The organism is Aeromonas sp. QDB56, assembly GCF_027705505.1.
GTDB lineage: Bacteria > Pseudomonadota > Gammaproteobacteria > Enterobacterales > Aeromonadaceae > Aeromonas > Aeromonas caviae.
Window position 1 is genome coordinate 1 of the sequence record NZ_JAPDBZ010000050.1, and the last position, 25618, is coordinate 25618.

A 25618-nucleotide genomic window follows, 5' to 3' on the forward strand; every position below is an offset into this window, starting at 1 on the left:
GGTGGTGGTGAGCCTGGCCCATCACTGGAAGGAGGCTTGGAGGAATTGCCGCTGTGCTGGTTGAGTCGGTCTTCTAGCTCGGCGATGCGCGCCATCAGCTTCTGAATAAGTTCATTAGCCTGCTCAAGGGTCAGCGGCGAAGCGGCCGGTGGGGTCATGGATGTGCTCATGCCCCTGATGGTGCCAAGCTGACAGGATCACGCAAGAGGCAATAGTGGATCACCGGACGATCGTCTCATTTTTTACCTGTCAACTGGTCTGGGTGAACCGTTACGTCCATAAAGTCGCTGCGCATGATGAGTAATGGCAGCCGGGGTGGCTTGGTGGCTGATGAGTGTATCTGTTGGTGCATGCTGAGCAGGGCTGAAAAGAAGGGATCGCCCGCCGTAATGGGATGAATGGCATCATGTAAAAAGCCATGATCCTCTGAGACGGCATAAATCAGTTTGCTTAAGGTCTGTGCCGCACTTTTCAAATGCTGGTAGTCCCGTTGGCTGATCGGTGTCGGCGCCAGGGTAAATGGGGTATGCACAGCAGAATACAGCGACTCTTTAAAGGCTACACCGTGGGTTAATGCCCACTCGACTGCATCATCTTTGGCTTTCTGGATGTCGAAAGAACTCATCATACGATCCTGATTATTGACTCACGAACCTCAAGGCGTGGTTGCCCAGCCCTCATATCGAACAGCGATCTTCATATCCTCATCAGACGAGCGCAGCACGTCACGAGGAAGACGCGCAAGCAGCGAAAAGGATGCACTTCAATTTTCTGAACCACGTCAACCTGACTCAGGTATTGTCATATTCTCGTCATACTTCCCAGCGATGATTAATAAGAATTAATCAATCAACATGGATAGATGAACATGAAAAAAATCGTCGCTTCCGCCGCCCTGCTGGGCTTTAGTCTGCTTAGCACCGCCGCCTTTGCGAGCGAATTCAACCTGCCCGGTTTTGTCACCGAAGTGGAAGATGGGCGGCTATGGGTCTTTAAAGAAGGCTCGCCAGAGCTGGAAGAGTTCAAGCAACATGGCGAACCGGCAAAACAGTTCAGCAATATCGGGGCAGGCCCCAATGGCATGACCATTAAAGCAGCCAACCAAGAAACCTTGGATGAGTACCTGTCCGAAGCCAAGAACAAATAAAGAAAAGGCCAAGGTGAAAACCTTGGCCTTTTTACTGAACATGGGTCATGGCTTACTTCGCAGCCGGAGTGAAGCAACACACCCGACCCGTCTCATCCAGCCTGACCTGACAGTCCAGAGAGAGCTGCTGACGCAAGCGTTGCCTGGCTCGCAATAAACGCGACTTGGTGGCGGTGAGGGTCAGACCGTATTGGGCGGCATAATCCGCCTGCTTCACGCCTTCCAAATCGCAGCGCTTGAGAATATCCCGGTCAGCCTGGGCCAGCCTCTCCAGCACTCTAGGCAAGCAGCCAGCCAATGAATCGACCGCATCAAGCTCACTCTGCTGCATTGCCAGCTCGTCATGTAGTTGAAACATCGGGCGTTGTCGCCGGCTTCTATCAATCACCAGATGTCTGGCGACTTCAAACAGCCAAGCCCTGGCATTCTCGATGGCGCAGAACTTGCCCTGCTGGCGGATTGCTCGCAAGAAGGTCTCTTGTAGCAGATCATCTGCATCCATCGGGCTGCCAGATTGCTTGAGTAGCCACCCATAGATCTCATGTTCATGCTGTTGCCATGCCGTCATCAGGCAAGGCGGCGCACCGGTTGGCTGGGTCACTTGATGCGTTTTCCTTGGGCATCCACCACCTGCTCCCCATCCTCCTTGGTAAAGGCCCCTTGCTGAGGGCTCGGCAGGATATCCAACACCGCCTCTGACGGACGGCACAGCTTGGTGCCAAGCGGGGTCACCACGATGGGACGGTTGATCAGGATGGGATGAGCCAGCATGGCATCGATCAGCTGGTCGTCGCTGAATCTCTCCTCGGCCAGTCCAAGCGCCTCAAAAGGCGGCACGTTTTTGCGCAACAGGTCGCGCACCGATATCCCCATGGCGGCAATAAGCGCGACCAGGATCTCGCGGCTCGGCGGCGTCTCCAGATAGTGGATGACGGTCGGCTCAACCCCTGAGTTGCGGATAAGTGCCAGCGTATTGCGAGAGGTGCCACAGGCCGGGTTGTGGTAAATGGTGATCTTGGGGTCACTCATGCTTGCACCTCCGCTTTGCCATAGTTGCGCTTCATGCGCAGGGCCACGTTGACCAGGGCGATCAGCACGGGCACTTCAACCAGCGGGCCTATCACACCGGCGAAGGCCTGATCCGAGTTCAGGCCGAATACCGCGATGGAGACCGCGATGGCCAGCTCGAAGTTGTTGCCGGTCGCAGTAAAGGCGATGGAGGCGTTCTTGTCATAGGGAATACCCAGCTTCTTGCCCACCAGGAAGCTGGTGAAGAACATCAGCACGAAATATACCACCAGAGGCACAGCAACCCGCAGTACATCCATCGGCAGCTCAACGATCATCTCGCCCTTGAGGCTGAACATCAGCACGATAGTGGCCAGCAAGGCGATCAAGGTAATGGGGGAAATGGCCGGGATGAAGCGCTCGGTGTACCACTTCTCCCCCTTGGCCTTGACCAGGTAATGACGGCTCAGAAAACCTGCCAGGAAGGGAATGCCAAGATAGATCAGTACGCTTTCTGCGATATCCAGCATGGTGATATCCACCGCGAAACCCTGCAAACCAAACAGCGGGGGCAGCACTGTAATGAACAGCCAGGCCATAAAGCTGTAGGTGAGGATCTGGAAACCGCTGTTGAGCGCCACCAGGCCTGCGCCGTATTCCTTGTTGCCACCACCGAGATCGTTCCACACCAACACCATGGCGATACAACGAGCCAGGCCAATCAAGATAAGACCAACCATGTAGTCGGGGTAATCATGCAAGAATGTCAGGGCGATGACGAACATCAGGGTGGGGCCAACCAACCAGTTCATTACCAATGAGAGGGTAATCGCCTGACGGTCGCGTGTCATGGCGCCCATGGTGCCGTAGTTCACCTTGGCGAGCGGCGGATACATCATCAGGATGAGGCCTATGGCCAGCGGGATATTGGTGGTGCCGACCGACACCGCCTCGTTCCACTGAGCCACCTGGGGGAACAGGTAACCAATTCCCACCCCGATGGCCATGGCGACGAAGATCCAGAGGGTGAGATTGCGATCGAGAAAACTCATTTTTTTGCTGACGGGCAGATCGCAGCAGGCTGTTGTACTCATCACGAGACTCCATGAGGGTTGGATGAAGTGGAAGGCTGATGGCGTGGCAAACCAATGGAGATAAACGCCGCCAGCAGGATAAAGAGGGTGGAGATCCAGAGGCAGGCCTCGAGACCATAGAGCTGGAACACCAGCCCGGAGAGCAGGGTGCCTAGCAGGCGCCCCAGGGCATTGGCCATGTAGTAGAAGCCCACATCGAGCGATACCCCATCTGCACCGGCATAGCTGACGATGAGGTAGCTGTGCAGGGAGGAGTTGATGGCAAACAGAGCGCCAAACACCATCAAGCCGCCCACCAGGCTGATGGCCGGATGCACCTCATAGTGGAGCGCCAGGGCAATCAGGGCCGGGGTCAGTGCCAACACTAGCGCCCAACGCATCGCAGCCTTGTCATCGGGTACACGTCCCTCTCGCTTGCCGGTAAAGCGGGGCGCCTGGGTCTGAACCACGCCATAAGCAATGATCCAGAGCGCCAGGAATCCCCCCACATACCAGTGATCCCAGCCAAAGCTGGAGGCGAGGTAGACAGGCAACGCCACCACAAACCAGACATCACGGGCACCAAACAGGAACAGACGGGCCGCCGACAGGTAATTGATGGCGCGGCTCTTGGAGAAGATTTCGCTGAACTTGGGCTTGTTCTTGGCTTTGCCGAGATCCCGTTTCAGGGTCAGCATGCTGACGCACCACACCAGCGCCAACGCCAGGGCCATAACCAGCACGGCCCCCTGAAACCCGAGCAGGGTCAACAGGGCGCCACCGAGGAAAAAGCCCATCCCTTTCAGGGCATTCTTCGAGCCGGTGAGGAGTGCCACCCACTTGTAGAGCTGACCCTGGGCCTCCCCCGGCACCAGCAACTTGATGGAGCTTTTGGCGCTCATCTTGTTGAGGTCTTTGGCTATCCCCGAAAGCGCCTGCGCCCCCATCACCCAGGGCACCGTCAGCCAGAGCGGTGGCACCAGCAACATGCCCAGTGCCAGCACCTGGAGGGCCAGCCCTATGTTCATGGTGCGGTTGAGCCCAAGGCGAGCCCCGAGCCAGCCCCCCACCAGATTGGTCACCACCCCGAAGATCTCGTAAAAGAGAAACAGGGAGGCGATGGCCAGCGGGCTGTAACCGAGCCCATGGAAGTAGAGCACCACCAACATGCGCAGAGCGCCATCGGTCAGGGTGAAGGCCCAGTAGTTGCCGGTCACCAGCAGATACTGGCGGATCTCGGGGGAGAGTCGGGTCAGTTCCATGGCGGGGTTATCCTTGCGCCTTGTCCATTTGACCGACCATGCGCATCAGCTCGGCGGTGCGGTTGGCATAGCCCCACTCGTTGTCATACCAAGCGTAAATCTTCACCTGGGTGTCGTTGACCACCATGGTGGAGAGTGCATCTATGGTGCAGGAGCGCGGATCCGTCTTGTAATCCACCGACACCAAGGGGCGCTCTTCATAGCCCATGATCCCCTTGAGCTCACTCATAGCGGCAGCCTTGAGCAAGTCATTGACTTCGGCTTCGGTAGTAGGGCGGTTCACCTCGAACACGCAGTCGGTGAGGGAGGCGTTGGCGAGCGGCACCCGCACCGCATGACCGTTCAGCTTGCCCTTGAGCTCGGGGAAGATATGGGTGATGGCGGTGGCAGAACCCGTGGTGGTGGGGATCAGGCTCAGGCCGCAGGCGCGGGCACGGCGCAGGTCAGCATGGGGGGCATCCAGAATGGTCTGGGTGTTGGTGATGTCATGAATGGTGGTCATGGAGCCGTGCTTGATGCCGAGCTGCTCATGGATCACCTTCACCACTGGCGCCAGGCAGTTGGTGGTACAGGAGGCAGCCGTCACTATGGGATGCTGCGCCTTGTCGTAGAGGTGGTGGTTGACTCCCATGACGACGTTCAGGACACCTTCTTCCTTGACCGGAGCTGTCACCACAACACGCTTCACCCCTTGCGCTAGATAAGCATTGAGCAGGGCCTTGGTTTTCATCTTGCCGGAAGCCTCGATCACCACATCACAATCAGACCAGTCAGTCTGACCGATCTCTTTGTTGCGAGTGCAGAGGATGCGATGGTTACCGATCACCATCTCGTCCCCATCGCTGCTGGCTTCATGATGCCAGCGGCCATGGACTGAATCGAAGGTGATGAGGTGTGCCAGAGAGGCGGCATCGCCAGCCGGGTCATTGATGCGCACAAACTCCACATCCGCCCAGTCGAAGGCGGCGCGAAATGAGAGACGGCCCATGCGGCCAAAACCGTTGATACCAACTTTGATAGTCATGCTGTTTTCCTTAACCGGCGAATGAGTAGTGGGTATTGAGGTAGTGAACGTGGGGCGCCAGGGTCAGCGCCTTAGGGCGCAGCCCTTGCACAAGCGACTTGACCTGTGTGGGGGCGTAGCCCGCCTCCAGCAGCAAGATGGCCGCCATCAGCCCGGTACGACCCGAGCCGCCACGGCAATGAATGGCCAGGGTCTGACCCGCCGCCAGACGCGCCAGCAGATCTGCCTTGTGGTTGGCAAAGGCAGCGGCAAAGGGCGCTTCGGGGGCACAATCGTCCTCTACCGGCAGCTGGAACCAGGCCAGCCCCAACGCGGCGCACTCTGCGGGCAAGCTATCGGCCTTGAATTCGCTAAGCTCGGCATCGGGCATCATGGTGACCACCGCATCTGCCCCTGCGGCTTGCAGGGTCTTGAGGGAGGCTTGCAAGGAAGCCTCCTTGGTGCCAGGGCAGGGGGTGAAGATAAGGCGGGCGCCATTATCCAGGTTCAGGATGTCAAACGGGTGCATGATAAACAGCGACTCCATGTCTCATTGAGAACGTTAGGTGGGTGAAGATAGGTTGATGGTACGCATCGCTTGTTGCAGCGAGATGCGATCCAGTTTGTTCAGTGGCAGGCTCAGAAAGATCCGCAGTCGGTTGCCGATTTCGTGATAAGCCTTGTTGAACGCCGCCCATTGCGCCGCATCACTCTCTGTCACGGCAGCCGGGTCACTAAAGCCCCAATGGCCGGTGATGGGCTGCCCCGGCCATGCCGGGCACTGCTCGCCTGCCGCCTGGTCACATACCGTCAGGATAAAATCCATCTTGGGGGCATCTGGGTGGGCAAATTCTTCCCAGCCTTTACTGCGCAGGGTGCTGGTGTCCAGATTGTGTTGCGCCAGCAATTCAAGGGTCAGTGGGTGTATCTCCCCTTTCGGGGAGACGCCAGCACTAAACGCCTTGAAGTTGCCCTGACCGAGCCGGTTGAGTAGCGCCTCCGCCATGATGCTGCGGGCCGAATTGCCGGTGCAAAGGAAGAGCACATTGAACGGACGTTGCATCTCACATCTCCTTGTAGATGGGGTGACATAAATCTTGCAGCGCTTTCACGCCCACCGGCTCGACAGCTTGCAAGGGCACCACGGCATAACGCTTGGCATGCTCCTGCTTGACCGCTTCGATATGGGGCTGCTGGCGATACGCTCGCTGGGCCAGCAGTGGCGAGGTGACACTGGCCGGGGCCAACATGTGATTGACTACCCAGGCCCATGGCTCGATACCGGCGCGGCGCAGGTCAGCTTGTAAGTTGGCCGCCTCCTGTACCGGGGTGGGCTCGGGCAGGGTGACGATCATCACCTTGGTCTGTTTCGGGTCTTGCAGCTGCATCATGGGGGTGGTGAAGTGCAGCCCTTTGCCACCCATCTGACGGGCGATCTCTCTGTGATAGGCACCAGTCGCATCAAGCAGCAAGAGGGTATGGCCAGTGGGCGCCGTATCCATCACCACGAAGCGCTTGCCAGCCTCGCGAATGATCCGCGAGAAGGCCTGAAACACGGCAATCTCTTCGGTGCAGGGGGAACGCAAATCTTCTTCCAGCAGTGCGCGACCCTGGGCATCCAGACTCGCCCCCTTGGTAGCCAGCACCTGAGCACGGTAACGCTCGGTCTCGGCGTGGGGATCGATACGGCTGACCTCCAGGCTGGGCAGTGCCCCTGCCAGTGTCTCCCCCAAATGGGCGGCGGGATCTGAGGTGGTCAGGTGAACCGGCAGGCCTCGACTAGCAAGCTCCACCGCCACTGCCGCAGCCAGGGTAGTTTTACCCACACCGCCCTTGCCCATCAGCATGATGAGCCCGTGGCCATCGCTGGCCAGCTCATCGACCAGTTGCTTCAATCCGGGGTGTGGTTCAGTGGTTGCGCTCTCAACCTCATAAGTCCCAGTGACCGATGCTGCACCCAGTAACTGGCGCAGGCTGTCCACGCCCACCAGATTGGTCGCTAACAGCGGCACTCTGTCTTGTGGCAAACTTGCCAGCAGCGCTGGCATATCAGCCATAGCCTGCTGCTCACGTTGCCATACGGCTGTTGCCAAGGGATCATCAACCAGCTCGCTTTGCGGGAAGATGCCATTGATAACCAGTTGCTGATTGGCAAGACCGATGGTCGCCAGTTCGTCATGGGTACGTGCCACTTCCCGCAGGGTCGAGGCTTGCGCGCGGGCGACCAGGATCAGCCGTGTTTTCCCGGCATCAGAGAGTGCTGCAACGGCCTCAGCATATTGGCTGCGCTGCTTTTCCAGTCCAGCCAATGGCCCCAGACAGGAAGCATCGCCTTTGCCCTGCTCCAGAAACTCGCTCCATGCCCCCGGCAATTGCAACAGACGGATGGTGTGACCGGTCGGTGCCGTATCGAACACGATGTGGTCGTATTCCCCCACCAGGCTGCTGTCGGTCAAGAGCGCAGTGAACTCGTCAAAGGCGGCGATCTCTGTGGTGCAGGCACCGGAGAGCTGTTCTTCAATACTGCGTACCACGCTTTCGGGCAGCTTGCCGCGCACTGGGCCAACGATACGTTCGCGATAGGCTTGCGCGGCGGCTTGCGGGTCAATCTCCAGTGCTGATAACCCATCGACTTGCGGGATCCTGGTGATCTGGTTCCCTATCTGGGTGTCGAACACTTGGCCTACGTTTGAAGCCGGATCCGTGCTGACCAGCAGTACCCGTTTGCCACTGTCACACAAGGCAACCGCACTGGCACAGGCCAGCGATGTTTTACCCACCCCACCTTTACCGGTGAAGAAGAGAAATGGGGGCGAATCATTGAGAAACGAGTAGTTCAGAAACGGGGACATGAGAGACTCCTATCAGGAAGAACGAGGCCATAAAGCAAACAGAGATCTTTCCAACCACACGATGGTGCTTAGCAGCAACCACTGCTACCGGAGCAGCATCCACTCTTGACGATCCCTTTGATGGCCCCGGCTTTGTTGGACTCAGCTTCTGGCTGTTCAACGTCGGCACCATCGCTTTCTGGTGCTTTCGGCAACTCCAGTCCTGCATAGCGGATCAGCTCAGCGCGGCTGGGATAACGACCAGTGAGTACCACCTGACCATCAACCAGCGTCACCGGTAATCCTTCTTCCCCTGTCAGTTCCAAGAAGGAAGATACTGCCGGGGTTTCAGCGAAGACCAGAGGCTGTTGTGCCAGGTTGAATCGGTATAAAGAGCCACCCTGCTGCTTGAGCCACTCGGCATCACCAGCAAAGATCACCAGATTTTGGTCAACATCTGCGCCACATACACCGCTGGAGCAGCACAGGGCAGGGTCGAATACCTGTATCAGTCTCATGATTTCTTCCTCACTTAATCTCGGTGGCAATCGTATCCAGAGCTGCTTTCAGCCCCTCGCGATCATTGGAAAAACGGGATACATCCTGCGACAAGAGGGCTTCGATACGCTTTCTCAGCGTCGAGTATGCACAGTGAAAGGCGAGCGCTATCTGCTCCTCGCTGCCGGTCACATGAGCGGGATCATCTACGCCCCAGTGGGCTCGCAATACAGGCCCCAAATAGACAGGACAGGTTTCATTGGCCGCGTTACCACACACACTGATCACAACATCTGGCGTCACCGGCAGCTCATGCCAAGATTTGCTGTGCAATCCGCTGATGTCGATACCTTCGTGGGTCAATAACGCCAGTGAACGAGGATGTACCTCACCGGTTGGCTGACTACCGGCACTCATGGCATGCCAACCGGTTGGAGCCAGGTGGTTAAAGGTCGCCTCTGCCAGAATGGAACGGCAAGAGTTGCCTGTGCATAGGAACAAGATATTCATGATGAGCAACTTTCCTTGTTGGTGCAGGTATGAACGGGGGGGAGCACCTCAGGGGTACAATTGGCCGCGCTGCGCATATCCGAGCACTGCTCTGGATTGCCATAGCAGCACTCTTCGGTGAGGTAACCGATCAAGTCGAGCATCAGGGGAATATTGGCGCGGTAACGCAAGAAACGGCCCTCTTGCTCCACCGAGACAAGGCCTGCATGCAGCATGGCTTTCAGATGGAATGAAAGAGTGTTCGGGGCGATATCCAGTTCACTGGCAAGCTGGCCAGCGACCATACCCTCCAGCCCTGCCTTGACCAGCAGACGCCATACATCGAGGCGGATACCGGATGCGAGAGACTCGAAGACTTTAGTGGCTGTATCTTTATTCATTTGAACCTCTTCATTCATTTCATGAGTACAACTATACAAGAATAGTTGAAATGATCAACCCACCCAGACCTTGCCATTGATTTATTTAGGTACAGGTGCTGTTTACACAACACTCTTCACGGAAAAACGCGATGATCTCTTCCAGCACTTCGTATTGAGAGACGCACAGCAGAGTACGGCTCTCCCGGTTCTGCTTGACCAGACCCACCGAGACCAGTGCGGCAATGTGGTGGCTCAGGGTCGATGCGGGAATGGCGAGCTGCTTTTGCAACTCTCCGACAGGCAGGCCCTGTTCTCCCGCCTTGACCAAATGCTTGAAAATGAACAAACGGGTCGGATGACCCAGCTCTTTCAATGCCTTGGCAACCTCTTCCAACTCCATAGCTCGCTCTCCTTGATGAAACATATTTCGATAATACCAGAAATATCTTGACCACCCCAATTGTTCGATTATTCTGGAAATGTAGTAAATCAAAGAGGATATGAAGATGAATGATTGGTTAACCATGCTGACAGATGCATCTCAGATGTTTTTGTTCCTGGCCTTTGAGCTCTCTGTACTGTTCCTGGTGATCAGTGCCGGGGTCAGCTTGATCCGCCAGAAGATACCCGACGCCAAGATTCAAGCCATGCTGGGGGCACGAAAAGGCAGAGGCTATTTGATTTCTGCGGTACTGGGGGCATTGACCCCTTTTTGCAGTTGCTCAACCATTCCTATGCTGCGCGGACTCTTGTCTGCCAAAGCCGGTTTTGGGCCAACCCTGACCTTCCTGTTTGTCTCGCCGCTGCTCAACCCGATCATCATCGGCTTGATGTGGGCCACTTTCGGCTGGAAAGTGACGGTACTGTATGCCGTGATTGCAGCAGGCGTTTCTGTACTGGCGAGTATGCTGCTGGACATGCTGGGGTTTGAGCGTCATGTCATTGACCCCAAAGAGGCCAAGCAAAGCAGCTGTGGCACCGGTTGTGACACCACTACACAAGAACCTGCAAGTGTGAGTGCAACAGCCTGCTGCTCAAGCAATGCTATCAAGTCCGTCAAACCGCTAAAAGCTCAGGCATCTTGCTGTACTGCGCAACCCGATGAGGCCGCGCCAACTGTCTCTTGCTGCGCAGATGGCACTGCGGCACTGACCCAGGCCCCAGTCATTCCCACGGCCTTCGCCAAAGCGCGTATCGATGCCTGGCAACAATTCAAAGAAGTGCTGCCTTACTTGTTGCTGGGGGTGCTGATAGGGTCATTTATCTATGGTTTCATCCCCGCCGAGTGGATAGCGGCCCACGCCGGGGTAGACAACCCGCTGGCGATCCCATTCAGCGCAGTTGTGGGTATTCCACTCTATATCCGGGCAGAAGCCGTTATCCCTCTGGCATCGGTATTGCTGGGCAAAGGAATGGGCATGGGGGCGGTGATGGCACTGATTATCGGTAGTGCGGGGGCCAGCCTGACCGAGGTGATCCTGCTCAAGTCGATGTTCAGAACACCTATGATTGTGGCGTTCCTGACCGTAATACTGGGGATGGCCGTCATGATGGGTTATCTGACCCAACTGCTGTTTGCATAAATGACAAAGGGCCTTCTGAAACAGAAGGCCCTTTTTTACACGGGAAAATTACTTGGCTATTGATGAGCGTGTGTTGATGAACAACCCCATCAGCTGGAACAACAACGCAGCCATTGAAATCCCCAAGATCAGAATACCGATCTCGGCCAGGTTAGGGAGGGTGCGAATAAGCACCCTCCACAACGAAACTGAAAAAATTAGTTTATTAAATTCAAATACTTACAAAGGCGCATTTTTATGTTTGGTGACTTATTCGCACCTTCCCTAGCCAAGTCATGTACAGAAAATTTACTCAACACATCGATCAAATCGCTCATGAGAAGCCCCTAATACTCAACGCAGTCTCATACTAGCATTGTGTATAGTTCCATGGATATCAATTTGAAGATTGTTGTAAGTGACTGAATTTATGGCGGTATGTTATGTTGCGTTCTGATTGCAAATCAGGACGGCGCCACCTGATGGCGTCGTGTGGGTTCATCGGTGGCGCGACCGTCTTCGACGCACGGCCATCCGATGGGGGTACATCGGAGCAGGAGGTGACTCGATACTCCGGATATACGGGGTGCGAGATTGTACTCGTGACCGCCTCGTCATGCAATTTGGGACGGCCTTGGCATGCCTGCGCCATGTTCATTTTACGCTCAGACTGGGGTTGCTAGAGTGCAAGGGGTGAAAGATGCCCCTGAGTTGGCTGTGAAATGGATCTTTTCGGCGAAAAAGACCATCTCCAAGTTGAAATTTTGCCCTGCTCGGGAAAGAATGCGCGCTCGGTTGTTGGTCCCCGGTGACGGGCCCACAAGAGACCGATGATGAGCAGGGCAAAGGCCCACAGGAACAGGAAACCATACAGGAATTTTATGAATCCCCTTCGCATTGCCGCTTCGGCTCTTTTATGTACGCTGGCGCTGGTCAGCCAGCAGGCCGCCGCCGTTGAATACCAGCTGCCTGCAGCCAACAGCCGCCTGATCGGTGAGAACCAGGAATACGTGGTGCCCGCAGACAACCGTCCGCTGGAGCAGATCGCCTCCGACTTCCAGCTGGGTCTGACCAACATCATGGAAGCCAACCCGGGCGTCGACCCCTACCTGCCCAAGGCGGGCAGCACGCTGATCATTCCCCATCAGCTGATCCTGCCCAACGCTCCCCGCGAAGGGATCGTCATCAACGTGGCGGAGATGCGTCTCTACTACTACCCGAAGGGCAAGAACGTGGTGCATGTGCTGCCCATCGGCATCGGCCAGCTCGGGGTCAACACCCCGGAGAACTGGATCACCAAGGTTGAGCGCAAGCGTGCCAACCCGACTTGGACCCCGACCGAGAATATCCGTCGCCGCTACGCCGCCCAGGGCAAGACCCTGCCCGCGGTCTGGCCGGCCGGCCCGGACAACCCCATGGGCCTGCACGCGCTCTACATCGGCAACCTGTACGCCATCCACGGCACCAACGCCACCTTCGGCATCGGTTTGCGGGTGAGCAGCGGCTGCGTGCGCCTGCGCGCCGACGACATCAAGTACCTGTTCGATCACGTGCCGGTCGGCACCCGCGTCCAGTTCGTCAACCAGCCGGTCAAGACCACGGTCGAGCCGGATGGCGGTCGCTACATGGAAGTGCACGAGCCGCTGTCGCGCACCGAGGAAGAGTTCAACTCCACCGCCTCCGTGCCGCTGCCCATGACCCCGGCTACCACCCGCTTCATCGCCCATGCTGACAGCGATTCCAACGTGGTCAAGCAGGTGCTGGAACAGCGTACCGGCATCCCGACCCGCCTCAATCCAGAGGCGTAATGGCCGGCAAGTGCAGTTAAACAACAACGGCGACCATCAGGTCGCCGTTGTTGTTTCTGCATATCCGGACGTCAGCTGGCTGGTGGGGCATAGAGGGCCAGCCAGTTGCCTTCGGTATCTTCGATGATGACCCGGGAGCCATGACCGCTGCCGATGCTGTGCAGAGGCTCCAGCACCCGCCCGCCGAGCCGGGGGACCAGCAGCTCCGCCTCCTGCAGCCTGTCACCGAGGGAGAGATAGATGAGGGGACCGGCACCGCCGGGCTGGTGATATTTGTCCATGGGGCCGAGACAGGCCGCCGCGTTGCTGCCGTCGTGGCGCAGCATGGCAAAGCGCATGGTCTCTTCCTGGATGGGGGTGACCTGCACATCGAGCAGGGCCGAGTAGAAGTCCATGGCGCGTTCCAGATCCCGTGTCGGAATGTCGGCCCAGACCAGGGTGTTGTCCATCGTCGTATTCTCCAGAGTTCCCGGCCAACGCGGTCGGTGGCTCTTTGAGGTTAGAAGTGGCTGTCGGGGGGGCGCCATGGATAAAAAAGCGGCGCCTGATGGCGCCGCTTGAAGGGGGAAGAGCCGAGTAAGGCTCCCCCTCTTATTTGCCGGCAATGCTGAGCCCGCCAAAGCGGATCAGCGGGGCATAGAAGTCCTTGCCATCGTCGTGGTGCAGCTGGTTGCCGACCGCTTCCAGCTCCCCGAGCAGACGATAGAAGTTGCCCGCCACCGTGATGCCGCGTACCGGTGCCACGCGCTCGCCATTTCGGCAGAGGAAGCCGGAGGCACCGAACGAGAAGTCGCCGCTCACCGCATCGGCCCCGGAGTGCAGGCCGTCCAGCTTGACCAGCTCCAGGTACTCACCGTTTTGTACCTCGGCCTCGCCGTGGGGGCCGAGCCCGAACACCAGGTGACGAGGGGCTACGTCCAGGGCACTGCGGGCACTGCGGGCGGCTGCACCGTTGCTCGTCACGCCGAAGTGGCGGGCGGTGGCGCTGTTGTGCAGCAGGGTCTTGAGCTCCCCCTCGCCGATGAGCAGGAGATCCGAAGTGGCGGCCCCTTCGCCGTCAAACGCCTTGATCTTCATGCCCCCCGGCATATAGGCACGACTCTCCAGGGTAAGCCAGCGAGAAGCCACGCTTTGGCCCAGCTTGTCGCGCCAGGGGTTGATCCCCTGCTGGGCCCACTTGCCAGACAGGGCGGACTGGAAGCAGCCAAACAGGCTGGCAAAGCAGTGGGTGCTGAAGATGACGCTGTAGCGACCGCTCGGCACCGCCTCACCCATCAGCAGGCCATCGGCCACGGCGTGGATCTGGCGGATGAGAGGCTGGCTCTCCAACTCGTCGAAGCGCCGTGCGTACTGTCCCTGGTAGTGCATGGACTGGCGGCCCTCCCGCTCGATGAGAGCGGAGCTGTGGCAGCCGACGCTGAACTCCTGATGTTCGCAGAGGCTGCCCTGGCTGTTGGCAAGCCAGAGGCGGCTCTCCCCCTCGAAGAAGCCGTTGTAGGGGGCGCCGGTCACGTCCGGCAGGGCCAGCATGTCGGACTCGAGGCGCAGGGTCAGGGCAATCTTCTCTTCCACCGCCGTGGTGTCGGCCTGATGTATCTCGGCGCAGTCGGTGATGAGCCTGCTCTGCTGCACTGTGATGCGCTGATCCGGGTCCACCTTGGCGAAGCGGCTCGCATCGAGCGCATCCTGCACCATGGCGTCCAGGGCCGACGCGTCGAGGGACTCGGAATAGGCGATGCCGACCCGGCCTTCCTTGATGAGGCGAATGCCGATCTGCTGGCTGCTGGTGACCTTGTATTCACTGAGTTCGCCCTTGTCGGCCTTGAGGGAGAAGGCCTTCTCCTGATTGGCGATGACGTCCGCCTCGGCACCCAGATCGGCGACCTGGTCCAGCAGACGGGCAAGCAGTTGGTTCATGTCGAGCTGGCTCATCAGGCGTTCCCTCCGACCAGGATATTGTCAACCTTGAGAGGCGGCTGGCCGACCGAGGCGGGAATGGATCCCGAGACCGAGCCGCACATGCCGGCGGAGAGGGCCAGATCGCGCCCCACCATGGAGATCTCCTTCAATACCTGCGGGCCGGTGCCGATCAGGGTGGCCGACTTGAGGGGCCGGGTGATCCTGCCCCCTTCGATGAGGTAGGCCTCCTGCACGTTGAAGTTGAACTCGCCGGTACCGGGCTGCACAGAGCCACCCCCCATCCGCTTGGCATAGATGCCGTGCTCCACGGTTGCCAGCATGTCGTCGAGGCTGTAGTTGCTCGGTTCGATATAGGTGTTGCGCATGCGGGAGGCGGGGGCGAACTTGTAGGATTCCCGGCGCCCGGAACCGGTGCGGGCGTAGCCGGTGCGAAGGGCCCCCATTCTGTCCACCAGGAAGCCGGTCAGCACGCCGTCCTTGATGAGCTGGGTGTGCTGGGTCGCCATCCCCTCGTCATCGACGTTGATGGAGCCCCAGGCGTTGCCCTGCAAGCCCTCGTCCACCGCGCTGACCGCGGGGTTGGCGATGAGCTGGCCCATCTTGTCGTGGAACACGGATGCCTTCTTGGCCACCGAGGTGGTCTCCAGCAGGTGACCGCACGCCTCGTGGAAGATGACGCCGCCAAAGCCGCTCTCCATGATGACCGGCAGCTTGCCGCTCGGGCAGGGGGCGGCTCCCAGCTTCACCAGTGCCTGGCGGGTGGCGGTGAGAGCCAGCTCGCGGGGATCGATGCTCTCGGCATGCTCCCATCCCTTCATGGCACCGGGGGCTTCATAACCTACGCTCTGCTCGCCCCCGTCCAGGGCGATGGTCTGGGCCATGATGCGGTTGTAGTGGCGGCGATCGCTCACCTGCACCCCTTCGCTGTTGAAGATCTCCACCTCCTGCTCCCAGCCGAGCACGTTGCCCGAGAACTGGCTCACCTTGTCGCTCTCGGCGCGGGCCGCAGCGTCCATGGCATGCAGATAGGCGATCTTCTGCTCCAGCAGCTTGTCGGCCGATAGCGGCAGAGCGATGGGGTTGCGGTCGGTCAGGCGGGTGAAGTCAAAGGCAGTGGCGGTGACCACGGGGTCACGCCTGTCCTTGGCCGCCAGCAGGGTAACGATGCGCAAGAGCTCGTTGCGATCGGCCAGATTGGTGTAGCCATAGAGCACCTTGTGGCCGTAGCACAGGCGAACGCCGATACCGAAGTCGAGACCACCGCTGATGTTCTCTATCTGGCTGGAGAGCAGGCTGAGCTGGCTGCGGCGCTTGCGCTCCACAAACAGCTCGGCGAAGTCGGCACCCAGCGCCAGCGCGTGATCGAGCACGTCGCGGGCGATGGCGGGGGCCAACAGGGAGAATGAAGTCATAGAATATCCTTTTCTGGTCTGTCCGTTTGCTTCCGACACCCGGCGTTGTGTTGTTATGGGGTGTCGACCTCATTGTTGCAGACCAGAAGCAAAAAGTCGCTATAGCGTCAGCCGATGATACCAAACGAGAAAATCGGTGCGATTTATGCGCCCGGCAGCCCGAGCGCAGGTTACCGGCAGGGGAGGTTGGCGCCGCTCATGGCGATCGCTTGATATGAGGTCGACCCACTGCTCGATACGGGGTCGGTCTGGTCGTCCATTGGCTGGCGTCGTCGAACATCCAGGCGATCAAGGTCAGAGCAGTTCGTGGATCTCGCTCAGGATCTGGTCGACCCACTGCTCGATACGGGGTCGGTCTGGTCGTCCATTGGCCGGCGTCGTTGAACATCCAGGCGATCAGGGTCAGAGCAGTTCGTGGATCTCGCTCAGGATCTGGTCGACCCACTGCTCGATGCGGGGTCGATCTGGTCGTCCATTGGCTGGCGTCGTTGAACATCCAGGCGATCAGGATCAGAGCAGTTCGTGGATCTCGTTCAGGATCTGGTCGACCCACTGCTCGATACGGGACTCGGTCTGGTCGTACTGGTTGGCGTCATCAAGGGCCAGCCCGACGAAGTGACGGCCATCGTCGATTAGCGCCTTGGAGGCGTCAAACTCGTACCCCTCGTTGGGCCAGTAGCCCACCAGCTTGACCCCCTTGGGGACCAGCTGATTGTGCAGCAGGCCGAGGGCATCCTGATACCACTCCCCATAGCCCAGCTGATCGCCCATGCCAAACAGGGCGATGATGCGTCCCTCCAGATGCAGGTCGGCGATGTCTTCCCAGCGAGATTCCCAGTCCTCCTGCAGCTCGCCGAAGTCCCAGGTGGAGATGCCCAGGATCAGGATGTCGTACTCCTGCATGCGGGCGAGGGGCACATCCTTGATGTTGTGGAGATCGACCAGCTCGGGGCCGATGAGGGCGCGGATCTTCTCGGCGGCCATCTCGGTGTAGCAGGTGGTGGAGCCATAAAACAAACCTATCTTCATCGCTCTTCTCTTGATCGCAGTCGGCAAGGGGCGTGACCGGCACAGCGGCGCCCGGGGGGAGGGCGCCAGTCTAGCAGATTGCGCCGGGCTCTTCACCGCCTGAGGGGATGTGCAGCCTTGCCTTGCGGCCCGGGTGGGTCGGCACGTTACAATGGCGACCTGTTTCCCTGAGCGCGGCGCACCATGAGCAAAGCAGAATCCCATCCCCTGATCGAGCCGTTTCTCGACGCCCTCTGGCTGGAGCGGGGGCTCTCCGACAACACGGTCAGCTCCTATCGCACCGACCTGGAAAAATTTGCCCTCTGGCTCGATGAGCAAGGCGGTTCCCTGCTGCTGGCGGGGCTGGACGACATCCAGCACTACCTCGCCTGGCGGGTGGACCATCAGTTCGCGGCCAGCAGCACGGCCCGTTTCCTCTCGGCCCTGCGCCGCTTCTACCAGTACCTCAATCGCGAGAAGCTGCGCAGCGACGATCCCACCGTGCTGCTGGAGGGGCCAAAGCTCCCCAAAAAGCTGCCATCGGATCTGAGCGAAGCCGAGGTGGAGGCGCTGCTGCAAGCGCCCCTGGTGGACGACCCGCTGGAACTGCGGGACAAGGCAATGCTCGAGCTGCTCTACGCCACCGGGCTGCGGGTGTCCGAGCTGGTGGGGCTGACCGCCGAACACGTCAGCCTGCGCCAGGGGCTGGTGCGAGTGGTGGGCAAGGGCAACAAGGAGCGCCTGGTGCCCATGGGGGAGGAGGCGGTGCACTGGCTGGAGCGCTACTACCGGGAGGGGCGCACCCTGCTGCTGGGTGGCACCAGCTCGGACGTGGTGTTCTCCTCCAAGCGGGCCCGGATGATGACCCGCCAGACCTTCTGGCACCGCATCAAGCTCTATGCCCTGAGAGCTGGCATCAGGGGGGAACTCTCTCCCCACACCCTGCGTCATGCCTTCGCCACCCACCTGCTCAATCACGGCGCCGATCTGCGAGTGGTGCAGATGCTGCTGGGCCACGCGGATCTCTCCACAACCCAGATCTATACCCACGTGGCCAACGAGCGGCTCAAGGCACTGCACGGCCAGCACCACCCCAGAGCCTGATCGCCTCACCTGCCTTGCAACAAAAAACCGCCCGAAGGCGGTTTTTTTCAGCACACGACAGGGAGGAAACGGTTATTTCCCCTGCTGGGATTTCAGCAAGTCGCGGATCTCGGTCAGCAGCTCCTGATCCTTGGTGGGGCCGGCCGGGGCAGCGGCTTCCTCTTCCTGCTTCTTCTTCAGGGTGTTGATGGCCTTGAGCCCCATGAAGATGGCGAAGGAGATGATCAGGAAGTCGATACAGGTCTGGATGAACTTGCCGTAGGCGATGACCACGGCAGGGGCATCCCCTTCGGCGGCCTTCAGGGTCACGGCGAGATCGCTGAAATCCACGCCCCCCAGGATCAGCCCGATGGGGGGCATGATCACGTCTCCCACGAAGGAGGAGACAATCTTGCCAAAGGCGGCACCTATGATGATACCGACAGCCATGTCGATCACATTGCCCCTGGATGCAAAGGCCTTGAACTCTTGAATCAGACTCATTTTTCCCCCTATAAATGGACGACGTGCCACCTGAGCGCACGTCGATTTGAATAATAAAACATCAGCAAAACAGAGGGATGACTAAAGATGTCTCCCGTCGTCCTGATTAGCTTGCGGGGCTCAAGCCCGATTGGCAACCTGTCATCCCGTGATTTTTTCTTGTGGACGTTATTAATCGATCACGAATTAAGGTCTTTGGGAGAGGGAATTGTCTGGGTTACCTTATGAGACCCTTCAATCATGCCAAGTGAATGAGCTGATGCGATATTTACTGCTGGGAATGATGCTGCTGTGCGCTTTTGCGGCCAGCGCGGGGATGGACCCCCATGTGTTGAAACAGACCATAGAGCAGCGCCTCGGTGTGCAGGTCTACCTGGTGGACGAGACCCCCATGCCGGGCCTCTATCTGCTGGGCACGGCCCAGGGACTGCTCTACAGCGATGCCAGGGGAGACTATGTGCTGCAGGGCTCCATGCTGGATCTGGCCCACGACATGAGAAACCTCACCCGGCTCAGCCAGCAGCAGCAACGCAGGCTGGCGCTCTCCCAGATAGGGGAGGCCCGGCTCTGGCTCAAGGCCACCCCTGAACGCCACCGCCTCACCCTGTTTACCGATCTCGCCTGCGGTCCTTGCCGCATCGCGCTGGAGGAGTTGCCCCGCTTGCAGGCGAGGGGCGTGAGCGTGCAACTGCTGCCTGCGCCTGTCGCCGCCTCGGATCAGGCTAGCTGGTGCGATCCCGGTCTGCTGCGCGAACTCAACTTCAGCGATCGTTTGCCTGAGAGCGGCTGTAATGCGATCCTTGCCCATCATATCGGCCTGAGCCAATGGCTCGGGATCAAGGCGTCACCGAGCTGGGTCCTGCCCAATGGCGACCTGGTGCGCGGTTACCAGAGCCCCGAACAACTGCTCAAGATACTGGATCACATCAATGCCCCTGCAAATCCGTCGTCGTCCGCGAGTTGATGATTCCCATCTGCCCGCCACCCTGCACCCGCTGCTTCGCCAGATCTTCGCCAGTCGCGGGGTCGAAGACCCTGCCCTGCTGGAGCGCAGCGCCAACCAGCTGCTGCCGCCCCAGCGTCTGTTCGGCATGGCGCAGGCGGTGCCGCTGCTGGCCGAGGCGCTGACGGCGCAAAAACGCATTCTCATCGTCGGTGACTTCGACTGCGACGGCGCCACCAGTTCGGCCCTGTGCGTGCTGGCTTTGCGCGCCATGGGTGGTCGTCACATCGATTTTCTGGTGCCCAACCGCTTCGAGTTCGGTTATGGCCTCACCCCGGAGATCGTCGAGCTGGCGGTGGCCCGCGGCGCCGAGTTCCTGATCACGGTGGACAACGGGATCTCCAGCATCGCCGGGGTGGCGGCGGCCAAGGCGGCAGGCATGCAGGTACTGGTTACCGATCACCATTTGCCCGGTCAGGAGCTGCCTGACGCCGACGCGATAGTGAACCCCAACCAGCATGGCTGCGACTTCCCCTCCAAGTCCCTGGCCGGGGTCGGGGTCGCCTTCTATCTGATGGCGGCCCTCAACACCCATCTGCGCCAGAGCGGCTGGTATGAGCGCCAGGGGCTGCGCGCCCCCAACGTGGCGGATTACCTCGATCTGGTAGCCCTCGGCACCGTGGCCGACGTGGTGGCGCTGGATGGCAACAACCGCATCCTGGTTCATCAGGGCTTGCAGCGGATCCGGGCCGGCCGCTGCCGCCCCGGCATCCAGGCGTTGGTGGATGTGTCGGGCCGCGACGGGCGTCGCCTGTGCGCTGCCGATCTCGGCTTTGCGCTGGGGCCGCGCCTCAACGCGGTGGGCCGGCTCGATGACATGTCCCTCGGGGTCGCCTGTCTGCTCTGTGACGACATCAACCTGGCGCGCCAGTTCGCCTCCGAAATGGACAGCCTCAACCAGGAGCGCAAGGAGATCGAGCAGGGGATGCAGCAGGAGGCGCTCGCCACTTTGGAGCAGATCCGTTTTCGTGACGGCGAGGTGCCCTCCGGCATCGTACTGCACCGAAACGAGTGGCATCAGGGGGTGGTGGGGCTGGTGGCCTCCAAGGTGAAGGAGAAGTACTACCGCCCGGTCATCGCCTTTGCCGAGAGCAGCGAGACCGAGCTCAAGGGCTCCGGGCGCTCCATCCCGGGGGTGCACCTGCGCGATGCGCTGGAACTGCTCGATACCCGCCACCCCGGCTTGATGGGCAAGTTTGGCGGCCACGCCATGGCGGCCGGGTTGACCCTGCCCAAGGCCAATATCGAGGCCTTCGGGCGGGCTTTTGAGGCGGTCATCGGCGAGCTGGTGACCCCTGAGCTCTTGACCGGGGTGCTGCTCACCGACGGCGAACTGCTGCCGGACGAGCTCACCCTCGAGCTGGCGGAGCTTATTCGCGCCTCCGGCCCCTGGGGTCAGGCCTTCCCCGAGCCGCTGTTTGACGGCGAGTTCGTGCTGGTGCAGCAGCGGCTGGTGGGGGAGAAGCACCTCAAGATGATGCTGACCACGGATTCCGGCCACGCGGTGGATGCCATCGCCTTTGGCGTCGACTTGCAGCGCTGGCCCGATGCTTCGGTGAAGCGGGTGCGGCTGGTCTACCGGCTCGACGTCAACGAGTGGCGTGGCAACCGCAGCGTGCAGTTGTTGGTGGAGCATCTGGAAGCTGCCGGCCTCTGATCCCGCGAATCTCTCTTGCTGTCGATGACGGCCACCTCAGGGTGGCCGTTTTTTTATGGTGTGAACCCGGATGTTGTCGTTGACCCGTCTATTGCTTCACAGTTTAAGCTTCCCTTCATCGGGTCACAGACCCCTTAGCGAGTGGTTGTCATGAAAATATCCGAACTGGCCCGGCGCTGCGGCCTGGCCCGCTCCACCCTGCTCTATTACGAGAAGCTGGGGGTGATTGCGGGCACGAGGGGCGCCAACGGCTATCGCCACTACGACGATGACGATCTGCAGCGGCTGCGGATGGTACAGGCTCTGCAGGCCGGCGGGCTCAGCCTCAAGCAGTGCCTCGCCTGTCTGGCGGGCGAGCTGGAGCAGGCAACGCTGGAAACCCGGGTCAGGGAGCTGGATGAAGAGCTGGCGCGGATGCAACGCGCCCGGGATCTGCTGGCGGATCTCGCCGGTTTGCGTGCGCACTCCGGCGACGAGTTCAAGGCCTGGCAGCGGCAACTGCAGCATCAAGCCCCGCAGGCTTACTTTGCCTGGGTGATGAAGCAGGGATTCAGTGAAAAAGAGCGTTACCACCTGCAGTGGCTCAGCAAAGACATGAATGAACATGAACGTTACATCCGGGATTTCAAGCTGCTGCTGGATGGCATGAGCTATTGGGGGCCGGGCGATAGCCTCTTCACCCAGCAGCAATTTGCCGCGCTGCCCAGCCAGCCTCGCCGGATCTTCGACATGGGCTGCGGGCGCGGCGCCGCCACCCTGGCGCTGGCACAGGTGACGGACGCCACCATAGTGGCCATCGATCTGGACGAGGAGGCGCTGGCCGCCGTGGCGAGATCGGCCAGTGCGGCGGGGCTGAGTCAGGTCACTACCCTGTGCGCCAACATGGCGGCGCTGCCGGCGGACCTGGTCCCCGCCGATCTCATCTGGGCCGAGGGGAGCGCCTACACCATCGGGGTGGCCAACGCCTTGCAGACATGGCGGCCGTACCTTGCCGATCCTGATGCCTGCCTGGTGCTGAGCGATCTGGTGTGGCTGACGGACACGCCGCCAGAGGGGGCGCTGGCGTTCTGGCAGCCGCCATGCAGACCCTGGCGGGCCTGCTCAAAGCGGTGAAGGAGGCGGGTTATCGCTGCCTGTGGCACACCCCGTTGCCGCAAAGGGCCTGGGACAACTATCTGGATCCCATCGAGCGCAATCTGGCGCGCCACCGTGCCGAGCTGGGGGATAGCCCAGCCTGGCAGGATCTGAGCCGGGAAGTGGCCATCCACCGCCAATACCTGGATAGCTATGGCTATGTGATCTGCTGCCTGCAGGCAGTCTGATCAGGTCATCCATTGAAAGAGAGCAAACGGAGAAAACCTATGAACATCATCATTCGGCCCGAAACAGGCGCCGATCACGACGCCATTGAAGCGCTGACCGTGGCCGCGTTCCTCAATGCCCCCCATACCGATCACAACGAACAGCTGATCGTGCGCGCCTTGCGCCAGGCCGGGGCACTCAGCCTGTCGCTGGTGGCGGAGCAGGCGGGGCGGGTGGTCGGCCACCTCTGCTTCTCGCCGGTCACCATCAGCGATGGCAGCCCGCACTGGTATGGCCTTGGCCCCATTTCCGTCTCCCCTGCGCTTCAGGGCAGGGGGCTGGGGTCACGGCTGATGGACGCGGGTCTGGCCGAGCTCAAGGGGATGGGAGCGGCCGGCTGCGTGGTGCTGGGGGATCCCGGCTTCTACGGCCGTTTCGGTTTCGTGCCCGAGCCGGGGTTGACGCTGCCCGGCGTGCCAGCCGAGTACTTCATGACCCGCTCGTTCGGCGCTGCCATGCCCAGTGGCGAAGTGTGTTACCACCCGGCCTTCGAGCAGGGGTGAGCCCTCACCTTGAGGAAGATGAAAGTCGCTCTCTCAAGGTGGTGCAACCTTGCCGGTTTTAGGGAATGAGGCGGTGTTTAATATCGCTCCTGTTAATATCTCATGGTGGAAAATGCAATAAGTGACGGTATTGTGATATATTCCACCTGTAATTTTTCTTGACGGACAGCCCCCTTGTCATCCTCTCGCCGCCCCTCGTCATGGCCGATGGTGCTTGCCATCGCCTGCCTTCTCTGGCTTGCCGCTGCGGCGGCGGCAGGGGTCGTTGCAACTAGGGGAATGGAGACGCAAGGGCAGGAGCGGCCGATGCTGTTCCATGAGCCAGCGAACCCGGGGCTTGCCGACAACGTCAGCCTGCCGCCCGCCTCCCAGTGGCGGCTCGGTTTCGAGCAGGGACGGCGACTGGAAGGGGCTGCTCATACCGAGCTCTACCAGATGCTGCTGGCCTGGTTCCAGCACGAGATCCTCGGCCTGCTCTGCGGCCTGCTGTTTTTCCTGCCTCTCATCTATCTCAGGCAGCGGCCCGACTACTTCGGCGCTCTGCACACACGGCGGCTTCGCTGCCACCACCTGCAATATCGCTTCTGCCAGGGCGACTAGGTTCACCAGCCGGGCGCCCGCCCGTTTGATCCCCGTCATTGAGTACCGCTGACCGGGCTGCTCGGCAGTCTGGCGGCTGCCGTGGTCATTACCGGGTGCTGCGCCAGCTCTCTCTGTAAACGTCATCTTCGCGACTGGCCGTTGGCCGGGCGCGGACATGCTCTTATTGCAACCAAGTGGTGAACTCATTCATGGACTATTACGTCAATCTCTTCATCCAGTCGATCTTTGTGGAAAACCTGGCGCTGGCCTTCTTTCTTGGCATGTGCACCTTCCTGGCCGTTTCCAAGAACATCAACACCGCCTTCGGTTTGGGCATGACGGTGCTGGTGGTCATGGTGATCGCCATCCCCCTCAACAACCTGATCTACCGCCATATCCTGCGTCCCGAGAGTACCTTCCTCGGGGAGTTTGATCTGGGCTTTCTCGATTTCATCGTCTACATCGGGGTGCTGGCGGCCCTGGTGCAGGTGATGGAGATGGTGCTCGACAAACATTTCCCGGCGCTTCATTACGCGCTCGGCATCTATCTGCCGCTGCTGACGGTGCATTGCGCCATCTTCGGCGGGGTGATGTTCATGGCCCAGCGGGATTACGACTTCATCGAATCCGTGGTGTACGGGGCGGGCTCAGGGCTGGGCTGGCTGCTGGCCATAGTCGCCATTGCGGGATTGCGCCAGAAGATGAAGTATTCGGATGTGCCCGAGGGGCTGCGCGGCATCGGCATCACCTTCATCGTGGCCGGGCTGATGTCCCTCGGCTTCATGTCTTTTTCCGGCATCTCGCTTTGAGCCATGGGCCGGGTGGTGGCCCAATGAAGGTGCTCAATCCAGACGCTTTGCCATGTTGTAGCCCGTGATGGTGAAGCCCAGCGCCTGATAGAGCGCCAGTGCCCTCGGGTTGTCATGGGCCACCCTCAGCTTGAGCTGGCGGATACCTAGGGGGCGAGCTGCGCCTCCAGGGCGGCCATGGCTGCCTTGCCGAGGCCGCGACCACGATGGGGCGGTGTCACATAGAAGTCGTAGATGAAGGTGGTGCCGGCGGCGCCGTCGATGGCGTGCCAGAGATAGCCCAGAGGCTCGCTCGGCGCGTTCGAGGCTTCAGGTACCATGGCGAGCAGGTGATGACCCGGGGTGGCGACACCCAGTGGCAGGAGCTGCTGCAACGAGGCGTCGGCCTGACGGTGGGCGTCAGGCTGCGCCATCCCGTGGTTGCTGGCAAGATCCTGGGCGTAATCCTCGATGAAGTAGTCGCGATAGGCGGGAAAGTCTGCGTCACGCAGGGGGATCAGGCGAACGGTGAGAGTCGGCATCCGGCACAGCACTCCAGAGAAGGGGAGTGGCCACGTTACGCCAGAACGGCGCCAATCACAAAGGGACAACCGCTGCCTGCGAGGTGACGGCGATAAAAAAGAGCGCCCAGGGGCGTAATGCCAGTCAGTTAAGCCTGACTGGCATTGTTTTTACTAGGTTTTCTCGTCGCATACTTCTGTGGTTTGGCTT

At 60.0% G+C, this 25618-nt stretch carries 29 protein-coding genes and 1 pseudogene; 10 read left to right on the forward strand and 20 right to left on the reverse strand.

Annotated features, from left to right (window positions below):
- Positions 1 to 170 (reverse strand): DUF6444 domain-containing protein (locus OKB81_RS10005; RefSeq protein WP_270668410.1); only part of this gene is annotated, 170 nt, incomplete at its 3' end.
- Between the two features lie 65 nt (positions 171 to 235).
- Positions 236 to 625: a hypothetical protein gene (locus OKB81_RS10010; protein WP_270805229.1), complete on the reverse strand. Its 390-nt coding sequence runs from the start codon at positions 623 to 625 to the stop codon at positions 236 to 238.
- Between the two features lie 243 nt (positions 626 to 868).
- On the opposite strand from OKB81_RS10010, the gene OKB81_RS10015 reads away from it, so the two are divergent.
- Positions 869 to 1147 carry a hypothetical protein gene (locus tag OKB81_RS10015; protein ID WP_005303852.1) on the forward strand — a complete coding sequence of 93 codons (279 nt, stop codon included), beginning with the start codon at positions 869 to 871 and terminating at the stop codon, positions 1145 to 1147.
- Positions 1148 to 1199: 52 nt separating this feature from the next.
- Here the strand turns inward: OKB81_RS10015 and OKB81_RS10020 are convergent, their stop codons facing one another.
- The 12 genes from OKB81_RS10020 to OKB81_RS10075 form a co-directional block, all read right to left on the reverse strand.
- On the reverse strand, positions 1200 to 1748 hold the full coding sequence (locus tag OKB81_RS10020; RefSeq protein WP_252410986.1) for a sigma-70 family RNA polymerase sigma factor: 549 nt from the start codon (positions 1746 to 1748) through the stop codon (positions 1200 to 1202).
- Complete coding sequence (gene arsC / locus OKB81_RS10025) at positions 1745 to 2176, reverse strand: glutaredoxin-dependent arsenate reductase (protein ID WP_043163175.1); 432 nt, start codon at positions 2174 to 2176, stop codon at positions 1745 to 1747. Before arsC ends, OKB81_RS10020 begins: the two co-directional genes overlap by 4 nt.
- On the reverse strand, positions 2173 to 3249 hold the full coding sequence (arsB, locus tag OKB81_RS10030) for an ACR3 family arsenite efflux transporter (RefSeq protein ID WP_270805230.1): 1077 nt from the start codon (positions 3247 to 3249) through the stop codon (positions 2173 to 2175). Before arsB ends, arsC begins: the two co-directional genes overlap by 4 nt.
- Positions 3249 to 4490, reverse strand: coding sequence for an organoarsenical effux MFS transporter ArsJ (arsJ, locus tag OKB81_RS10035; RefSeq protein WP_160839371.1), 1242 nt, complete (start codon positions 4488 to 4490; stop codon positions 3249 to 3251). Before arsJ ends, arsB begins: the two co-directional genes overlap by 1 nt.
- 7 nt (positions 4491 to 4497) lie before the next feature.
- Complete coding sequence (locus tag OKB81_RS10040) at positions 4498 to 5514, reverse strand: ArsJ-associated glyceraldehyde-3-phosphate dehydrogenase (RefSeq protein WP_005303842.1); 1017 nt, start codon at positions 5512 to 5514, stop codon at positions 4498 to 4500.
- Positions 5515 to 5524: 10 nt separating this feature from the next.
- Positions 5525 to 6022 carry a phosphatase domain-containing protein gene (locus OKB81_RS10045; protein ID WP_224480018.1) on the reverse strand — a complete coding sequence of 166 codons (498 nt, stop codon included), beginning with the start codon at positions 6020 to 6022 and terminating at the stop codon, positions 5525 to 5527.
- A 33-nt stretch (positions 6023 to 6055) separates the two neighbouring features.
- Positions 6056 to 6556 (reverse strand): arsenate reductase ArsC, encoded by a 501-nt coding sequence (locus OKB81_RS10050; RefSeq protein WP_043163174.1) that lies wholly within the window; start codon positions 6554 to 6556, stop codon positions 6056 to 6058.
- Between the two features lies 1 nt (position 6557).
- Positions 6558 to 8345 (reverse strand): arsenical pump-driving ATPase, encoded by a 1788-nt coding sequence (gene arsA / locus OKB81_RS10055; protein WP_005303837.1) that lies wholly within the window; start codon positions 8343 to 8345, stop codon positions 6558 to 6560.
- A 68-nt stretch (positions 8346 to 8413) separates the two neighbouring features.
- The gene (gene arsD / locus OKB81_RS10060) at positions 8414 to 8842 is read right to left on the reverse strand and encodes an arsenite efflux transporter metallochaperone ArsD (RefSeq protein ID WP_005303835.1); all 429 of its coding nucleotides are present in this window, start codon (positions 8840 to 8842) and stop codon (positions 8414 to 8416) included.
- Between the two features lie 10 nt (positions 8843 to 8852).
- On the reverse strand, positions 8853 to 9332 hold the full coding sequence (locus OKB81_RS10065; RefSeq protein WP_005303833.1) for an arsenate reductase ArsC: 480 nt from the start codon (positions 9330 to 9332) through the stop codon (positions 8853 to 8855).
- A complete protein-coding gene (locus OKB81_RS10070; protein ID WP_005303831.1) occupies positions 9329 to 9712 on the reverse strand; it encodes an ArsR/SmtB family transcription factor in 384 nt (127 codons plus the stop codon). Before OKB81_RS10070 ends, OKB81_RS10065 begins: the two co-directional genes overlap by 4 nt.
- 85 nt (positions 9713 to 9797) lie before the next feature.
- On the reverse strand, positions 9798 to 10094 hold the full coding sequence (locus tag OKB81_RS10075; RefSeq protein WP_005303829.1) for an ArsR/SmtB family transcription factor: 297 nt from the start codon (positions 10092 to 10094) through the stop codon (positions 9798 to 9800).
- A gap of 106 nt (positions 10095 to 10200) precedes the next feature.
- Here OKB81_RS10075 and OKB81_RS10080 point away from each other — a divergent pair, with 106 nt between their 5' ends.
- Both OKB81_RS10080 and OKB81_RS10085 read left to right on the forward strand, forming a co-directional pair.
- Positions 10201 to 11277 carry a permease gene (locus tag OKB81_RS10080; protein ID WP_005303827.1) on the forward strand — a complete coding sequence of 359 codons (1077 nt, stop codon included), beginning with the start codon at positions 10201 to 10203 and terminating at the stop codon, positions 11275 to 11277.
- A gap of 860 nt (positions 11278 to 12137) precedes the next feature.
- Positions 12138 to 13064 (forward strand): L,D-transpeptidase family protein, encoded by a 927-nt coding sequence (locus tag OKB81_RS10085; RefSeq protein ID WP_041212511.1) that lies wholly within the window; start codon positions 12138 to 12140, stop codon positions 13062 to 13064.
- Positions 13065 to 13135: 71 nt separating this feature from the next.
- On the opposite strand, the gene OKB81_RS10090 is transcribed toward OKB81_RS10085, so the two are convergent.
- The 4 genes from OKB81_RS10090 to fldB form a co-directional block, all read right to left on the reverse strand.
- Entirely contained in the window at positions 13136 to 13513 is a 378-nt protein-coding gene (locus OKB81_RS10090; RefSeq protein ID WP_160838801.1) for a VOC family protein, read from the reverse strand.
- Positions 13514 to 13655: 142 nt separating this feature from the next.
- Complete coding sequence (locus OKB81_RS10095) at positions 13656 to 14996, reverse strand: TldD/PmbA family protein (protein ID WP_160838799.1); 1341 nt, start codon at positions 14994 to 14996, stop codon at positions 13656 to 13658.
- On the reverse strand, positions 14996 to 16396 hold the full coding sequence (locus tag OKB81_RS10100; RefSeq protein WP_270805231.1) for a TldD/PmbA family protein: 1401 nt from the start codon (positions 16394 to 16396) through the stop codon (positions 14996 to 14998). The genes OKB81_RS10095 and OKB81_RS10100 overlap by 1 nt, the downstream gene beginning before the upstream one ends.
- 510 nt (positions 16397 to 16906) lie before the next feature.
- On the reverse strand, positions 16907 to 17425 hold the full coding sequence (gene fldB / locus OKB81_RS10105) for a flavodoxin FldB (protein WP_160838797.1): 519 nt from the start codon (positions 17423 to 17425) through the stop codon (positions 16907 to 16909).
- 183 nt (positions 17426 to 17608) lie between these two features.
- Between fldB and xerD the strand changes: the two genes are divergently transcribed.
- A complete protein-coding gene (gene xerD / locus OKB81_RS10110) occupies positions 17609 to 18508 on the forward strand; it encodes a site-specific tyrosine recombinase XerD (protein ID WP_160838795.1) in 900 nt (299 codons plus the stop codon).
- Between the two features lie 72 nt (positions 18509 to 18580).
- Here the strand turns inward: xerD and mscL are convergent, their stop codons facing one another.
- Complete coding sequence (gene mscL, locus OKB81_RS10115; RefSeq protein WP_010673746.1) at positions 18581 to 18991, reverse strand: large-conductance mechanosensitive channel protein MscL; 411 nt, start codon at positions 18989 to 18991, stop codon at positions 18581 to 18583.
- Between the two features lie 259 nt (positions 18992 to 19250).
- Here mscL and OKB81_RS10120 point away from each other — a divergent pair, with 259 nt between their 5' ends.
- The 6 genes and pseudogenes from OKB81_RS10120 (at position 19251) to nqrE (ending at position 24907) form a co-directional block, all read left to right on the forward strand.
- Positions 19251 to 19955: a disulfide isomerase DsbC N-terminal domain-containing protein gene (locus OKB81_RS10120; RefSeq protein ID WP_039041117.1), complete on the forward strand. Its 705-nt coding sequence runs from the start codon at positions 19251 to 19253 to the stop codon at positions 19953 to 19955.
- Complete coding sequence (gene recJ / locus OKB81_RS10125; RefSeq protein WP_160838793.1) at positions 19921 to 21651, forward strand: single-stranded-DNA-specific exonuclease RecJ; 1731 nt, start codon at positions 19921 to 19923, stop codon at positions 21649 to 21651. The genes OKB81_RS10120 and recJ overlap by 35 nt, the downstream gene beginning before the upstream one ends.
- 150 nt (positions 21652 to 21801) lie before the next feature.
- Positions 21802 to 22973 (forward strand): annotated as a pseudogene (locus OKB81_RS10130) (MerR family transcriptional regulator).
- A gap of 39 nt (positions 22974 to 23012) precedes the next feature.
- Positions 23013 to 23516, forward strand: a complete 504-nt coding sequence (locus OKB81_RS10135) for a GNAT family N-acetyltransferase (RefSeq protein ID WP_160838791.1) — start codon at positions 23013 to 23015, stop codon at positions 23514 to 23516.
- A gap of 306 nt (positions 23517 to 23822) precedes the next feature.
- The gene (locus tag OKB81_RS10140) at positions 23823 to 24116 is read left to right on the forward strand and encodes a hypothetical protein (RefSeq protein WP_080990038.1); all 294 of its coding nucleotides are present in this window, start codon (positions 23823 to 23825) and stop codon (positions 24114 to 24116) included.
- A 191-nt stretch (positions 24117 to 24307) separates the two neighbouring features.
- Positions 24308 to 24907: an NADH:ubiquinone reductase (Na(+)-transporting) subunit E gene (nqrE, locus tag OKB81_RS10145; RefSeq protein WP_160838789.1), complete on the forward strand. Its 600-nt coding sequence runs from the start codon at positions 24308 to 24310 to the stop codon at positions 24905 to 24907.
- Between the two features lie 146 nt (positions 24908 to 25053).
- Here the strand turns inward: nqrE and OKB81_RS10150 are convergent, their stop codons facing one another.
- Positions 25054 to 25428 carry a GNAT family N-acetyltransferase gene (locus OKB81_RS10150; RefSeq protein ID WP_270664488.1) on the reverse strand — a complete coding sequence of 125 codons (375 nt, stop codon included), beginning with the start codon at positions 25426 to 25428 and terminating at the stop codon, positions 25054 to 25056.
- Positions 25429 to 25618: the final 190 nt, after the last annotated feature.

What these genes read in the sequence shown, in the direction of transcription:
- arsC (WP_043163175.1), bottom strand. Translation starts at nt 2,176, where the DNA reads ATGAGTGACCCCAAGATCACCATTTACCACAACCCGGCCTGTGGCACC.
- OKB81_RS10075 (WP_005303829.1), bottom strand. Translation starts at nt 10,094, where the DNA reads ATGGAGTTGGAAGAGGTTGCCAAGGCATTGAAAGAGCTGGGTCATCCG.
- OKB81_RS10090 (WP_160838801.1), bottom strand. Translation starts at nt 13,513, where the DNA reads ATGGACAACACCCTGGTCTGGGCCGACATTCCGACACGGGATCTGGAA.
- arsD (WP_005303835.1), bottom strand. Translation starts at nt 8,842, where the DNA reads ATGAGACTGATACAGGTATTCGACCCTGCCCTGTGCTGCTCCAGCGGT.
- arsJ (WP_160839371.1), bottom strand. Translation starts at nt 4,490, where the DNA reads ATGGAACTGACCCGACTCTCCCCCGAGATCCGCCAGTATCTGCTGGTG.
- OKB81_RS10085 (WP_041212511.1), top strand. Translation starts at nt 12,138, where the DNA reads ATGAATCCCCTTCGCATTGCCGCTTCGGCTCTTTTATGTACGCTGGCG.
- OKB81_RS10080 (WP_005303827.1), top strand. Translation starts at nt 10,201, where the DNA reads ATGAATGATTGGTTAACCATGCTGACAGATGCATCTCAGATGTTTTTG.
- OKB81_RS10065 (WP_005303833.1), bottom strand. Translation starts at nt 9,332, where the DNA reads ATGAATATCTTGTTCCTATGCACAGGCAACTCTTGCCGTTCCATTCTG.
- OKB81_RS10135 (WP_160838791.1), top strand. Translation starts at nt 23,013, where the DNA reads ATGAACATCATCATTCGGCCCGAAACAGGCGCCGATCACGACGCCATT.
- fldB (WP_160838797.1), bottom strand. Translation starts at nt 17,425, where the DNA reads ATGAAGATAGGTTTGTTTTATGGCTCCACCACCTGCTACACCGAGATG.
- OKB81_RS10140 (WP_080990038.1), top strand. Translation starts at nt 23,823, where the DNA reads ATGCTGTTCCATGAGCCAGCGAACCCGGGGCTTGCCGACAACGTCAGC.
- OKB81_RS10150 (WP_270664488.1), bottom strand. Translation starts at nt 25,428, where the DNA reads ATGCCGACTCTCACCGTTCGCCTGATCCCCCTGCGTGACGCAGACTTT.
- OKB81_RS10050 (WP_043163174.1), bottom strand. Translation starts at nt 6,556, where the DNA reads ATGCAACGTCCGTTCAATGTGCTCTTCCTTTGCACCGGCAATTCGGCC.
- recJ (WP_160838793.1), top strand. Translation starts at nt 19,921, where the DNA reads ATGCCCCTGCAAATCCGTCGTCGTCCGCGAGTTGATGATTCCCATCTG.
- arsA (WP_005303837.1), bottom strand. Translation starts at nt 8,345, where the DNA reads ATGTCCCCGTTTCTGAACTACTCGTTTCTCAATGATTCGCCCCCATTT.
- OKB81_RS10120 (WP_039041117.1), top strand. Translation starts at nt 19,251, where the DNA reads ATGCGATATTTACTGCTGGGAATGATGCTGCTGTGCGCTTTTGCGGCC.
- OKB81_RS10100 (WP_270805231.1), bottom strand. Translation starts at nt 16,396, where the DNA reads ATGACTTCATTCTCCCTGTTGGCCCCCGCCATCGCCCGCGACGTGCTC.
- xerD (WP_160838795.1), top strand. Translation starts at nt 17,609, where the DNA reads ATGAGCAAAGCAGAATCCCATCCCCTGATCGAGCCGTTTCTCGACGCC.
- mscL (WP_010673746.1), bottom strand. Translation starts at nt 18,991, where the DNA reads ATGAGTCTGATTCAAGAGTTCAAGGCCTTTGCATCCAGGGGCAATGTG.
- OKB81_RS10070 (WP_005303831.1), bottom strand. Translation starts at nt 9,712, where the DNA reads ATGAATAAAGATACAGCCACTAAAGTCTTCGAGTCTCTCGCATCCGGT.
- arsB (WP_270805230.1), bottom strand. Translation starts at nt 3,249, where the DNA reads ATGAGTACAACAGCCTGCTGCGATCTGCCCGTCAGCAAAAAAATGAGT.
- OKB81_RS10010 (WP_270805229.1), bottom strand. Translation starts at nt 625, where the DNA reads ATGAGTTCTTTCGACATCCAGAAAGCCAAAGATGATGCAGTCGAGTGG.
- nqrE (WP_160838789.1), top strand. Translation starts at nt 24,308, where the DNA reads ATGGACTATTACGTCAATCTCTTCATCCAGTCGATCTTTGTGGAAAAC.
- OKB81_RS10015 (WP_005303852.1), top strand. Translation starts at nt 869, where the DNA reads ATGAAAAAAATCGTCGCTTCCGCCGCCCTGCTGGGCTTTAGTCTGCTT.
- OKB81_RS10040 (WP_005303842.1), bottom strand. Translation starts at nt 5,514, where the DNA reads ATGACTATCAAAGTTGGTATCAACGGTTTTGGCCGCATGGGCCGTCTC.
- OKB81_RS10095 (WP_160838799.1), bottom strand. Translation starts at nt 14,996, where the DNA reads ATGAGCCAGCTCGACATGAACCAACTGCTTGCCCGTCTGCTGGACCAG.
- OKB81_RS10045 (WP_224480018.1), bottom strand. Translation starts at nt 6,022, where the DNA reads ATGCACCCGTTTGACATCCTGAACCTGGATAATGGCGCCCGCCTTATC.